We start from the raw sequence: 12530 nt of genomic DNA, 5'->3' as shown, positions 1-12530 counted from the left end.
ACCTTTTGCATTTAAACGCCCTTACTTTTATTCCAATGAATGTAATACTGCTGTTTTGCATTCAAAAATAAATTTCTTAACTACTCTTAATTTGATCGCCAAAGTAAAGCCTATACCGAATGATAGTCTATATAAATGCGATTGTTTCTTTAGTGAACTGAAAATAAGGCGTTGGCAGATAGCATAAGGAGTGGTGTTATGATGTATACAGTCTCTGTAATTATTCCTAGCTATAACTGTTTGGAATACTTGCCGAAAGCGATAAGTAGTATTTACCAGCAAAATAGAACCGATATTGAAATTATCATTATTAATGATAATAGTAGTGATGGTAGCGCAGAATATCTTGCCGCGTTAAGTCAGAAAGAGCCTTGCGTTAATGTGATTACGGCTCATGGTGTGGGTGCCGCTGGGGCGCGAAATCTTGCAATAGAAGAAGCGAGTGGTGAGTACATCGCTTTTTTAGATGCCGATGATTATTGGTATCCTAATAAATTATTAGCCCAGCTGGCATTGCATGCGGAAAATCCGAACGTTGCCATGTCGTTTACTAACTATGATCATGTTGATGAGCAATATCAATATACTGTTGATTGCTTCGGTTATTGGAATCAATTTACTGACATTAGCACGCCGACTTATCATATCAGTCAACCGTTAGCGCAAGTATTAGGCCATAATGTTGTAGGTACATCGACAGTGATGGTTAAAGCCTCTGTATTTGAGACTGTCGGGTTGTTTGATACCAGCATGAGTTATTGTGAAGATTGGCAATTGTGGCTAAAGATATGTGAGAACTTTGAAGTCGCGGTATTAACTAAAAGCTACACGGGTTATCTTGTGCGTAGAGACTCTATTACTCAGACAGATAGTAAACGTTTACAACACCTTGAATGTATAGAGCATATTATTACAGGTTATAAGCAACGTGATATCGGATTAAGTCGGCATACATTTGCCTTGGCGGATGCAAAATTGAAAGAAGGCTACGCAGACTATTACCGTACGCAAAAAAAATTCATCAATGCGCTGTGTTATGAGGGTTATGCTTTTTTGCTTAACCCTCAAATTAGACGCATTAAAAATGGCTTGGGAGACATTAAAAAACTAATTCTTAGCCCAATTACTTAGTGTTACTTAGTCTGTGCCGTCACTTCGTCACAAGACTTCACATTGCAGCCTTTTAGTACAAGTTGACTAATCAGCTGTGCAGCATCGTCATAGTCACTTGCAGTCAGTGATGTTTTTCCCATTACAGCATTGATCTGCCAACTAAAGTCAGCATAAGTTTGGGTCGAAGACCAGATCATGAATAACAGATGGTGTGGCGATACATTGTCCATTTGACCAACTTCAATCCACTGCGTAAATTTATCAAGTAAAAACGTACTCTGATTCATTAAACGCTGTTTTATTTCAGGAGAAAGCAATGGCGAACCTCGCATGATTTCATTCGCGAATACTTTGGAAGCATAAGGATAATCTCGAGAGATGGTTAGCTTTGTTTTAATGTATTCGGTTAATGCGACTGCGGGGTTATTGATGGTTTCGATAGGGAGGGTTGCACTGAGTAATGGTTCGATGATTGTTTCCAGTACTGCAGAGTATAAAGTCTCTTTATTACCAAAATAATAATAGACGTTGGCCTTAGGCACACCGGCAAGTTTCGCGATATCAATAGTTTTTGTTGCTGCATAACCTTCACTGGCAAACACTTGACTGGCAGCCTTTAAAATCTTTCCTTCGTTTTTCTTCCGTATGGTAGACATTCTTATATTCATCCCTTCGCAGTTATTTTATAGAAAGTTATAAAAATTAACAATAACGCCACAAGTAACTTGACCTTTGGGTTAGCTTTTTGTTTAATAGTCTTGGCACGAATACTCAAGCTTTGCAAGGGCTTTGAGTATTATGTTTACTTATTTGGCAACGGTATTTTATTCCTTTCTACCGATTGCCTAGCTATCGCTATTTGAATTTTTTATCAAAGAAGTAAGTATACTTTATCCTGTAATTTCCAGCTAGCTTGGATATATAGTGGGCGTAATAATTTGATTAAATATTACGACAGGAGTAGCAATTGCTACTCCTTTTTTTTACCTAATATTAGGGACTAAAAGTACAGTTATTGATTTTATGCCATTTTATTTACGGATTAATTGGCTACTATCCCACTGCTGGCTGAACTCGATAAACGCTGTAATTAATTCACTTTTGAATTTTTGTTTATGCATAATGATTTTGTATTGGCGTTCTAGTTTCGTATTGAGTGATAATATTTTTACCCGGTTGTTTGCTAAAGCGTGCGTCGCACTGAATTTAGACACGCAGGCGAGTCCGAGTCCCGCTGCGACAAAATTGAGTTGTGCTTCAATTGAATTAAGCTGGTAAGCGAGTTGCCATTGTTGAACCGCTGGTGCAATATGATTATCAAAGAATGCGCGACTGCCTGAGCCTAATTCACGTAACACCCAAGCATTGTCGGTTAAGTCTGTTAACTGCAATGCTGTTTTTTCTTGTAGTGGATGATTTGATGCTGCAATGATACACATTTCATCTGTTATCCAAGGCGTTTTTTCAATGTCATTGTGCTTAACATCACCTTCGATAAGGCCTATATCTAATTGATAACTTAATATCATTTTAGCAATGTTGGCGCTGTTACTGATATGCAACGTTTGCTGAGTATGTTCTGTTTGTTGCCTAAATTGTGCAATTAACCAAGGACATATCTGGTTACCAATCGTCTCGCTTGCACCAATGGCGAGATTGCCAATAAGCTGCCCTGATTGCTGAAACAAGGTATCAATACTGGCCGCGCGGTGCAGTAATTCATCGGCGATAGGTAATAAACGTTGACCATATGGATTGAGGTGTAGCCGGTTATTGGTACGATCAAATAATTGTTGACCTAATTGATTCTCAAGTTCACTTAATGCCATACTTACGGCTGCTTTGGTTAAGAATAAGCTTTTTGCAGCGTGGGTGATACTTTGCTGCTGGCTGACAGCAACAAATACACGTAATTGTTTTAATGATAAATTCATATACGTTCAACTTTTATTAACTATATGTTAAAAACATACAGGTTTAATTAACGTATGGCTATGTTTATAATGGCTGCATCAACGAGAGAGGTGCATTATGTTAAATCAAATTAGAATTAACTTTAAGTTATTACCAACCCCAGTCGCTGGCCTTGCCTTAGGCATATCGTCATTGGGGGCTCTATGGGAGTCGGTGTATGGTTTTAATGGTTATCTTCAGACTGTAACAGCGGTTGTTGCTGCTGGGATCCTACTCTCTTTGTTATTACGTTTTATTATTCATCCACAAACGTTATGGAATGACCTTTCTCATCATGTTGTTGGTAGTGTGGTTCCAACGTTTGCAATGGCGACTATGGTGGTATCAAATTCGTTAATTACGTCGTCATCCGCGTTATCGACAATCATATGGTTGACTGCAATCGTCGTTCATTTGGTATTTTTAGTCGTGTTTCTTTATCATCGTGTTAAAGATATGCAATTACAGCATATGGTGCCGAGTTGGTTTGTGCCACCAATTGGTTTGATTGTTGCTGTATTTACTTGTCCTCAACCAGAAAAATTTGAATCTCTTTGTTATGCAATTTTGGTTTTTGGTATGGTTAATTATGCACTGTTATTGCCCGTGATGCTTAATCGCCTTATTTTTGGTGAAAAAGTTCAGACTGGCGCTAAACCGTCAATTGCCATATTAGCGGCGCCAGCGAGTTTATGTCTAACTGGATATTTAGCCTTTATGTCTGAGCCATCACCAATTATTGTTGCTGTTTTATTAGGTATAGCAGTGTTGATGACTGTGGTTATCTATATGGCGCTTCTACATTTATCTCGCTTAACTTTTCACCCTGGTTTTGCTGCCTTTACATTTCCGTTAGTGATTAGTGCTAAGGCTTTATATAGCATTGGTGATTGGCTTGAAAAAGTCGGTATTTCTGAGCATTACATCTCTCAATTACATGTTGTTGCTTTATTTGAATTAGGGGGATCAACCGTAGTCGTTGCTTGGGTTAGTGCATGTTATATAAAATGTTTGGTAGCTAAATTACAAAGTATGTATATTGCGCATAAAACGCAGATAGTAGTAACTGTATAAATAAGTGGTTTGTTATTTGGTGTATTTACACGTTATATGGTGATAGAGTAGCTTTTGCTAAAACGGTTCCCTTTCTTGAGTTACACATTATGCTTATAGAGCAAGATATTACCTGTATCACTATTGGTGCTTACATCGAAAGAATAACCCTTCAAACAGGTAATTTCAGGCTTACTCAACCTGAATGGGTGAAAAACGAAATAGTGCTTAATAAGCTTATTAAGCTGGGAATCAAGCGCGTATTAGTTAATACTGACAAATTTGATGCGAAAATGGCGGCTGCAGCTGTCTCTGCGACTTCAATAACGACGAAGCGAAAGCAAGCGTTTAATGTGAAAATGATGCAAGCTAAAGCGCTCATTTTAACGTCTAAAGATATACAGAGAAAGATATTTCAGCATATTGAAGAGGGGTCTCAAATTGACCTTTGTTCAGTAAAAAGTCTCACCACAGAATTAATCGATACCCTATTTACCAATTCTGATGCGCTAATGTGCGCGATAAATATTCGTAATAAAGATGAATATTTATTAGAACACTCCTTTGCTGTTTCTATGTTAATGGCGTTATTTTCTCGTTATCTTGGTATTGAAAAAACAGTGATCAGAGAGTTGGCTATCGGTGCTTTTTTACATGATATTGGTAAGATCCGAACACCTGATCATATTCTTAATAAACCGGGTAAATTGACACCCGATGAGTTTGGAATTATGAAATTACATGTCAATCATTCTATCGATATTATTAAATCAATCTCTGGTATTTCTAAAATCAGCTTGGATGTTGCGGCCATACACCATGAAAAATTAAATGGTGAAGGCTATCCATATGGTTTGATGGGACAACAAGTATCTCGATTTGGCCGTATGCTTTCTATCTGTGATATATACGATGCACTAACTGCAAACCGCTGTTATAAAAAAGGTTTAACCCAGCTAAAATCATTCGGTATTCTGCGTAGTCTGGCTCAAGATGGACAATTGGATTTGAACTTAGTCCATGCTTTTATTAAATGCATGGGAATCTATCCCGTTGGCTCACTGGTCAAGCTAAACTCTAATCGTTTAGCGATTGTCGAAGGTTATAACAAAGCAGATCCGATTCGACCTAAAGTGAATTCGTTTTATAGCTTAGATAAACGGGATTTTGAGCTAACGAATCAGATTGATTTGTCTATGGTTGATGATGAAATTTCAGAGTCGGTGAGAGCGGATGATTTTGATTTAGATATGGAAGAGATCATGCGATTTTTAGTCAGTGAAGCGTAACGACCAGCAACCGCAACGTGCTGCTGGTTTCATTATTAGCTTCTTATTCTTATTATAGAACTCGCCCTGTTAAACGATCACCAGTGGAAATAATAACGTTATAACAGACGACTAATTTATCTCGGGCAGCATGTACCATCATGGCTGAGAATGCTGCGACAACGGATGCTGCGGCAATGTCGAAAGGAAAATGCACACCAATATACACACGAGATAACCCACCTATCACCGCTAATACCGTTAACCCAAGCGCCAATTTTCTTGTTGCTCGATGAAACAATAAACTAAATGCAATGCAAAACATAAATGTGGTGTGATCAGAGGGAAACGACGAATTTGCAGCGTGTTCAACAAGTGTTGTACCCAAATCGTTCATAAAAGGGCGAGGGTGGAAATAAACCTGAGCAATAAGTGTATTAATCGTGATACCAACGACAGAAGTCAGCGTCGCACCAATAAGATAACGCTTCGATTGCTCTTTACTGCGAAACCATAAGGTTACGACCAATACGATAAATACATAAGGCATCGCTTCTGCTAAGAAAATGAAAAGGTAGTCAAAGAATTGGTTTTGGCCAGCGAATTGATTAATTGCAGAAAAGAGTAGATTGTTTAATTGTTGCATGTAGAGGCTTATCTAAATAAAGTATTAAAGGTAAGACCTTTATTTTGATGAAATGTTCAATCTAAACATAAAAACCTATATGAAAGGGAGTACTCAGTTCATTCATCATCAACTGAGCACTCATCGTATTATTGGTTAGCGCTTATATTTTTGCGCCCTGGTTTATCCAGTTAATCACGACGGTACGTTCATCATCGGTCATTTTGGTGATATTGCCTTGGGGCATAACGCGGTTACGCACTGCCGATAACACTCTGTCTGAATTGAGCTTAATGTTTTCAGCTGTATCAAGGTGTACACCAGCCATAGGAGCAACACCTGCGGTTGCATGACATACGGCGCAACGTTCTGCGACAATACTTTGTACTTCACTAAACGCGACTTGTGGTGCGCTGTTATCTACAGTTGGTTTAGTGACAAATGCTAACGTGATCATAGCAAAAGCGGCAAACGGTAATGTCCATGCGTATTTCTGATGCTGGTGACGCGTATTGAAATAATGACGTACTAACACACTGATAATTGACACTGCGGCTAATATTAACCAGTTGTACTCGCTCCCATAGGTACTTGGGAAGTGATTACTGATCATGATGAATAACACAGGTAATGTTAGGTAGTTATTATGACGCGAGCGTAATAGTGCTTTTGCAGGATCTTTCGGATCGGGTTGTTCACCTTTCGATACTGCCGCAACCATTTTTCGTTGACCCGGCATAATCACAAAAAACACGTTGCCGACCATGATCGAACCTATCATCGCGCCAACATGGATATAGGCTGCACGGCCTGTGAATACCAGTGATAGACCATATGCCACGGCAATGATCATTAACATCAGTACTGCGCCCATTAATACGGGTTTCTGCGCTAATGGTGATTCACATAATAAATGATAAACAATCCAACCAACCACAATGGTCGCGATTCCAATCGCAATACCTTGCCATTCAGTTAAGCCTGATTCGGGTGCGATAAGCATCGATTGCGCATTAAAGTAATATACGACGGTTAACAGTGAGATACCGCTAAGGAAAGTTGTGTACGCTTCCCATTTAAACCAATGTAGTGTTTCAGGCATTTTTGCTGGCGCAAGTTTGTACTTCTCTAAGTGGTAAATACCACCGCCATGAATAGCCCAAAGATCGCCGGCGAGTCCTGTTTTGGGATTGATGCGATTAAGATGGTTTTCTAGCCATACAAAATAGAATGAGGCACCGATCCAAGCGATACCAAAAATCATATGCATCCATCGAATCGCAAGATTCAGCCATTCCGTAATATGCGGATCCATAAATACTCCCTGTTATTATAGTTGCGTACCGAGTACGTCTTTATGAAATATGCGTGTTTCAGCATCGGTAAAATGTACTTCTTCGCAGTTATTACCCGGTCCAGCGCGATCGACGATCAAGAATTGATCTTGATCTGTTAACGCGAGGATGGGGTGGTGCCAAACACCTTTGTGATAATTAATACCCTGTGACCCATAGCTGATAAAGCCACGAATGGTTTGACTATCTAATCGTTCTTGCTTTAGATCACCGGTTGGCGCGGCTACTAAAATTAAATACGTATTGCCAAATAAAGGAATAAACGCCTGTGAACCTAACGGGTGGCGCTCCATCATGCTTACCGACAATGGATAAGTTAATGGTGTTGCCTGAAAGATACTGATGATTGTACGACCACCCTCTGTTTCAGTGTCTACATCGGCAAGCTGATGGTAGCGACGCGTAGAACCATTGTTGATCATGAAATAATCACGATCCGTAGTTGCGATCACATCCCCGTAAGGCTTAAACGCTTCTGCTGTTAATGGTTCAAGTGTAATAATGTGAGTCATTATTTCGACACAGTGCCGAACAGTCGTACTCGGCTAATGCCACCATCAGGGTAAATATTTACACGAATGTGAGTAATATCACCCAGCGCATTCACTTGTTTTTGGTAATGATGAATATTATCTGCAGATAGTTTTTGTGCTGGTAACAGTTCGCGCCAGAATAAGCTTTGTGCTTGGATCTGTTCTTCGGTACCGCCAGCCACACAAGCAGCTTGAATGTTGACTGAATCTGGGAAGTTACCTTTAAAGTGCGCAGTATCAATTTCGATACGATTAATACTGCCTTTATTACCTAATGCGATAATTACCCAGTCATTACCCGGCGTACGACGACGTGCAGTTTCCCAGCCATCACCCATGTTCACACCACGACCTGGGTTTAATAAATTACCCATCACACCAAAGTGTTCATCGTTACAAGCAATTGCACGGCCACCGTTAATCGTTGCCGCTAAATCAATTTCTTGGTCGGATCCGATAGTGTCCCAGTTAATGCTTGGCTTACCGTAAACGCGTAAACGTGCAACACCACCGTCTGGATAAATGTTAAGACGTACGTGGGTATAAACAGCAGTACCTGTTAGGCTAAACAAATGTTCGCTATCACCTTGTAATGATTCTGAAGCTAGAATCTCTGTCCACTTTGTTCCTGCTTGTGGATCTTGGCCATCAGCAACAAAGCATGCGTCAACGGACGCCGAAGGCGCATAGTTGCCAGTGAAGTTTGATGTATCAATATTCAGACCTTCAATTGAACCTGCTAGACCCAGACGTACGATACAGTAATCATAACCTTCATGGCGTTTACGACGAGATTCCCAACCGTCCATCCATTTACCATTGTCATCATATAGATCAGGTATAAATACGGCTGCTTCTGTTTTTAGCATACGTTGCTTATCAGCAAAAAAATCATCCGTTGCAAAAATGGCTTCTGCACCAAGCTTTTCATCAGCAAGGTTAATATGGCGGTCAAAGTTTAATTCAGTAGTCATTGTAGTCGTCCTTGTTATAAATCGTTTAAACGAAATGCGGCGATTTTGTTTATTTCTAATAATGCTTGTTTGAACTCGGTGTCGATATTATGTTGAATACGACGTTTAAAGTCCGCTAAGATTAAAAAACGGTTAGCGCCGCGCACTGCTTTGATGAAAGGGAAATTAAATTTCGCTTTATAGGCATCATTGAGCTGTGTGAAATGGGCAAATTCATCGGCGGTACATTGATCGATGCCTGCACCAGCTTGTTCAGAGGTTGATGCGGTGGTCAGTTCACCATTAACGGCTGCGCGGCCTGCTAGATCTGGGTGGGCATTGATTAATGCAAGCTGTTGATCCGGATTAGCTGCAAGTAAAATGTCCGCCATGCATTGCTGTAATGTGGCAATGTCATTGATATCGCCATCGATACCTTGATGTTGGTATTGTTGATAGGCTTCTTCTGCTACCCAAGGGCTGTGCTCATAGATATCAGCAAACATCGCCACAAAATCGGATTGCGATAGTTGACTTGGGATGCAGGTATTAAAACGTGTCATGTTACGCGTCCTTGTATGGGTGATGTTTGATCCAGTGATTTGCTATTTGCTCTCGTGTACATAGCCACACATCATCATGCTGTTTTACGTAATCTAAGAAGCGCTTTAGTGATGCCACACGACCCGGACGGCCTATTAAGCGGCAATGTAGCCCGACTGACATCATTTTTGGCGATGTTATACCTTCAGCATAAAGGGTGTCGAAGCTGTCTTTTAAGTATTGAAAGAATTGCTCACCACTATTAAAACCTTGTGGTGTAGCAAAGCGCATGTCATTGACATCTAGGGTGTAAGGGATCACTAGGTGCGGTTGATTGTTGGCTTTAACCCAATACGGTAGGTCGTCATCATAAGCATCTGAGTCATACAGAAATCCCCCTTCTTCAGCCACTAAACGTCGAGTATTAGGACCTAGTCTACCCGTATACCAACCCGTCGGACGTTTTCCTGTTAGCGTTTTGATAATGTCGATAGCTTTATGTAAGTGTTCACGCTCTTCGGCTTCATCGGTATATTGATAATCAAGCCAACGATAACCATGGCTGCAAATCTCGTGGTTTGCAGCAACAAATGCTTTGGCGACATCTGGGTGTCTTTCTAAGGCCATTGCGACGGCAAATATAGTGAGCGGTATTTGATAGTCTGCGAATAAGCTTAATAAGCGCCAAACCCCCGCACGGCTGCCATACTCATAGCAAGACTCCATACTGAGATTACGCACACCTTGTAAGGGTACTGCGCCCGGCATTTCGGATAGAAAAGCTTCTGATTCACTATCCCCATGTAATACGCAACGTTCGCCACCTTCTTCATAGTTAAGGACAAATGAGATCGCTAAGCGTGCTTTGTTAGGCCAGTTGGCATTTGGTACATTTTGGCCATAACCAATCAGATCTCTGGGATAGGCAACAGTCATCATGACTCCTTATTCTGCGTATATTTCGATAATCACTCTTTAAATTATAGATAAGCAATCACGTTGTTATACAATTATTACAACTATTGTATACAAAATCCATATAAATATGTAACAAGTTTGTAATTGTTGGTTTTGTACCTAAACGGGGCTGGTTATTGGTATATTCTTGTTTTTTTCTATTCATTAGTGATTATTATGGAATTAATTAGGCATTTTTTTGTGTTTTAAAAACAAAAATAAGATTAATAATTTAACTTTTGAGTGTTTTTCTGCAATTATGTGATACATAAGTTTAACATTTTGTATTAATCTATGTATTGAATTTGTCGTTTAGACGATATTGTAAGCCGTGATATTTATGTGTGACAGTAAGGTATTTTTGATTATGAGTGGACTCAGTACACATGTACTTGATACAGCCAATGGTGTTCCAGGTGCAGGTATCAGTATTAAATTATATAAGGTAGAAGCAGATCAATTAGAGTTAGTCGCTTCAGCTATCACTAACAGTGATGGGCGAACTGATTCTTTATTATTAACCAGTAATGAATTGCGTGTTGGTAAGTATCAACTGCAATTTGATACGGCAGATTATTTCCGCGCACGTGGCGCGATGGTGCCAGAAACTGCTTTTTTAGATGACATTGTTATCCGCTTTGGTATTAGCGATACACAAGCGCATTACCATGTACCGCTGTTGGTATCCCCGTTCAGTTATTCGACTTATCGTGGGAGTTAGTTGAAACGAATAATAAAATTAATATTATAAAAACGTAAAATCGGTAAACCCGAATACAATAAGGGAAGTATGATGGATAAAACACAACAAGGATCTGAGTTACAGGGATCAGCTAAAGGTGGCATATTAGAGCGGTTATTTAAACTCTCTGAGCATGGCACTACGGTGAAAACTGAGCTTATGGCAGGTTTAACAACCTTCGTTACTATGGCTTACATTATTTTTGTAAACCCAGACATTATGGCGAAGACTGGCATGGATAAGGATGCGCTGGTCGTTGCTACCTGTATTGGTGCTGCAATTGGCTGTATGTTGATGGGACTATACGCGAACTGGCCAGTGGGACTTGCGCCGGGTATGGGCCTTAATGCTTTCTTTACTTATACAGTCGTATTTGACATGGGTTACACATGGCAGGTCGCGATGGCGGCTGTGTTTGTCTCGGGTGTACTCTTTGCGTTAATGAGTTTTTATAAGATCCGAGAATGGATATTAGACAGTATTCCGCAGAGCTTACGCTATGCGATGACAGCAGGCGTGGGTCTGTTCTTAGGCATTATTGGTTTTAAAAGTGCGGGTATCGTCGTTGCTTCTCAACCGACCTTAGTGACCATGGGGAATTTTACAGAGCCGAGAGTATTACTTGCCGCATTAACCTTCCTTATTATTGGCTCATTATTCCGTCGTAATCTATTTGGTGCGGTATTAATCGGTATGTTAGTGACAACGCTTGCTGGCATTCCACTGGGCCTGGTTTCTGCACCTGCGTCAATTATTTCTATGCCGCCAAGCATTGCGCCATTATTCATGGAAATGGATTTTGAACATCTGTTTTATAATGCAGAAGGGCTATTTAATGTCGGTATGATCAGTGTCATTATCTCGTTCTTATTTGTGAACATGTTTGATACGGCAGGCACATTAATGGGGGTTGCGGATAAAGCAAATCTGATTAATGAAAAAGGTGAAATTGAGAACCTGAAAAAATCACTGAAAGCGGACTCTGTATCAAGTGTATTGGGCGCATGTGTGGGTTGCCCACCAGTAACGTCTTATGTTGAAAGTGCGTCTGGTGTTGCGGCTGGTGGCCGAACGGGTTTAACTGCGGTGACGGTTGGTGCGTTATTCTTAGCGGCGACATTCTTCACGGATGTGGCGTTAATTATTCCAAGTTATGCGACTGCCGGTGCACTTATCTTCGTTTCTTTCTTGATGATGAGTGGTCTGAGTAAAGTGAACTGGGATGAGTTTACCGATTATGTACCAGCCTGTATTACGGCAATCATGATGGCTTTCACGTTCTCTATCGCGAATGGTATTGCACTTGGTTTTATCGCTTATACTTTCTTAAAAGTAGGTTCAGGTAAAGCAAAAGAAGTATCGATTAGTATCTGGGTATTAACGGCGGTGTTTGTTGCTAAATTAGCATTTATGTAAACACGAGTTTAAACTAATA

13 protein-coding genes are annotated in these 12530 nt (G+C 40.2%); 5 read left to right on the top strand and 8 right to left on the bottom strand.

Annotation, left to right across the window (positions count from 1 at the left end):
• Window positions 1-198: 198 nt before the first annotated feature.
• Window positions 199-1131, top strand: a complete 933-nt coding sequence (locus tag AKG98_RS09910; protein ID WP_067045013.1) for a glycosyltransferase family A protein — start codon at window positions 199-201, stop codon at window positions 1129-1131.
• Between the two features lie 2 nt (window positions 1132-1133).
• On the opposite strand, the gene AKG98_RS09905 is transcribed toward AKG98_RS09910, so the two are convergent.
• Both AKG98_RS09905 and AKG98_RS09900 read right to left on the bottom strand, forming a co-directional pair.
• Window positions 1134-1769: a TetR/AcrR family transcriptional regulator gene (locus AKG98_RS09905; protein ID WP_067045009.1), complete on the bottom strand. Its 636-nt coding sequence runs from the start codon at window positions 1767-1769 to the stop codon at window positions 1134-1136.
• Between the two features lie 375 nt (window positions 1770-2144).
• On the bottom strand, window positions 2145-3047 hold the full coding sequence (locus AKG98_RS09900) for a LysR substrate-binding domain-containing protein (RefSeq protein ID WP_067045006.1): 903 nt from the start codon (window positions 3045-3047) through the stop codon (window positions 2145-2147).
• Window positions 3048-3144: 97 nt separating this feature from the next.
• On the opposite strand from AKG98_RS09900, the gene AKG98_RS09895 reads away from it, so the two are divergent.
• Together AKG98_RS09895 and AKG98_RS09890 are read left to right on the top strand one after the other, a co-directional pair.
• Complete coding sequence (locus AKG98_RS09895; protein WP_067045004.1) at window positions 3145-4140, top strand: TDT family transporter; 996 nt, start codon at window positions 3145-3147, stop codon at window positions 4138-4140.
• Between the two features lie 89 nt (window positions 4141-4229).
• Window positions 4230-5408 (top strand): HD-GYP domain-containing protein, encoded by a 1179-nt coding sequence (locus AKG98_RS09890; protein WP_067045000.1) that lies wholly within the window; start codon window positions 4230-4232, stop codon window positions 5406-5408.
• A gap of 52 nt (window positions 5409-5460) precedes the next feature.
• Here AKG98_RS09890 and AKG98_RS09885 read toward each other — a convergent pair whose 3' ends face one another.
• From AKG98_RS09885 to puuE, 6 genes are all read right to left on the bottom strand, one after another.
• Window positions 5461-6033: an undecaprenyl-diphosphatase gene (locus AKG98_RS09885; RefSeq protein WP_067044997.1), complete on the bottom strand. Its 573-nt coding sequence runs from the start codon at window positions 6031-6033 to the stop codon at window positions 5461-5463.
• 142 nt (window positions 6034-6175) lie between these two features.
• Entirely contained in the window at window positions 6176-7327 is a 1152-nt protein-coding gene (locus tag AKG98_RS09880) for a urate hydroxylase PuuD (protein ID WP_067044994.1), read from the bottom strand.
• A gap of 15 nt (window positions 7328-7342) precedes the next feature.
• Window positions 7343-7879: an ureidoglycolate lyase gene (locus AKG98_RS09875; protein WP_067044991.1), complete on the bottom strand. Its 537-nt coding sequence runs from the start codon at window positions 7877-7879 to the stop codon at window positions 7343-7345.
• Entirely contained in the window at window positions 7879-8874 is a 996-nt protein-coding gene (gene alc, locus AKG98_RS09870; protein ID WP_067044988.1) for an allantoicase, read from the bottom strand. The genes AKG98_RS09875 and alc overlap by 1 nt, the downstream gene beginning before the upstream one ends.
• A 14-nt stretch (window positions 8875-8888) precedes the next feature.
• Window positions 8889-9416 (bottom strand): 2-oxo-4-hydroxy-4-carboxy-5-ureidoimidazoline decarboxylase, encoded by a 528-nt coding sequence (gene uraD, locus AKG98_RS09865; RefSeq protein WP_067044985.1) that lies wholly within the window; start codon window positions 9414-9416, stop codon window positions 8889-8891.
• A gap of 1 nt (window position 9417) precedes the next feature.
• Complete coding sequence (gene puuE / locus AKG98_RS09860; RefSeq protein WP_067044982.1) at window positions 9418-10332, bottom strand: allantoinase PuuE; 915 nt, start codon at window positions 10330-10332, stop codon at window positions 9418-9420.
• A gap of 388 nt (window positions 10333-10720) precedes the next feature.
• On the opposite strand from puuE, the gene uraH reads away from it, so the two are divergent.
• Complete coding sequence (uraH, locus tag AKG98_RS09855) at window positions 10721-11074, top strand: hydroxyisourate hydrolase (protein ID WP_067044979.1); 354 nt, start codon at window positions 10721-10723, stop codon at window positions 11072-11074.
• A 72-nt stretch (window positions 11075-11146) separates the two neighbouring features.
• A complete protein-coding gene (locus tag AKG98_RS09850) occupies window positions 11147-12511 on the top strand; it encodes an NCS2 family permease (protein ID WP_067044976.1) in 1365 nt (454 codons plus the stop codon).
• Window positions 12512-12530 lie beyond the last annotated feature (19 nt).

Source organism: Moritella sp. JT01 (genome assembly GCF_001574435.1).
In the GTDB taxonomy this organism is placed as follows: domain Bacteria; phylum Pseudomonadota; class Gammaproteobacteria; order Enterobacterales; family Moritellaceae; genus Moritella.
Note: the sequence above shows the minus strand (reverse complement) of the source record. Positions and strands in the feature narration are given on the sequence as shown.

Excerpts from the sequence above, each read along its gene's own strand:
- AKG98_RS09875 (WP_067044991.1), bottom strand. The coding sequence starts at position 7,879 with ATGACTCACATTATTACACTTGAACCATTAACAGCAGAAGCGTTTAAG.
- AKG98_RS09895 (WP_067045004.1), top strand. The coding sequence starts at position 3,145 with ATGTTAAATCAAATTAGAATTAACTTTAAGTTATTACCAACCCCAGTC.
- AKG98_RS09900 (WP_067045006.1), bottom strand. The coding sequence starts at position 3,047 with ATGAATTTATCATTAAAACAATTACGTGTATTTGTTGCTGTCAGCCAG.
- alc (WP_067044988.1), bottom strand. The coding sequence starts at position 8,874 with ATGACTACTGAATTAAACTTTGACCGCCATATTAACCTTGCTGATGAA.
- AKG98_RS09910 (WP_067045013.1), top strand. The coding sequence starts at position 199 with ATGATGTATACAGTCTCTGTAATTATTCCTAGCTATAACTGTTTGGAA.
- AKG98_RS09880 (WP_067044994.1), bottom strand. The coding sequence starts at position 7,327 with ATGGATCCGCATATTACGGAATGGCTGAATCTTGCGATTCGATGGATG.
- uraH (WP_067044979.1), top strand. The coding sequence starts at position 10,721 with ATGAGTGGACTCAGTACACATGTACTTGATACAGCCAATGGTGTTCCA.
- puuE (WP_067044982.1), bottom strand. The coding sequence starts at position 10,332 with ATGACTGTTGCCTATCCCAGAGATCTGATTGGTTATGGCCAAAATGTA.
- AKG98_RS09905 (WP_067045009.1), bottom strand. The coding sequence starts at position 1,769 with ATGTCTACCATACGGAAGAAAAACGAAGGAAAGATTTTAAAGGCTGCC.
- AKG98_RS09885 (WP_067044997.1), bottom strand. The coding sequence starts at position 6,033 with ATGCAACAATTAAACAATCTACTCTTTTCTGCAATTAATCAATTCGCT.
- AKG98_RS09890 (WP_067045000.1), top strand. The coding sequence starts at position 4,230 with ATGCTTATAGAGCAAGATATTACCTGTATCACTATTGGTGCTTACATC.
- uraD (WP_067044985.1), bottom strand. The coding sequence starts at position 9,416 with ATGACACGTTTTAATACCTGCATCCCAAGTCAACTATCGCAATCCGAT.
- AKG98_RS09850 (WP_067044976.1), top strand. The coding sequence starts at position 11,147 with ATGGATAAAACACAACAAGGATCTGAGTTACAGGGATCAGCTAAAGGT.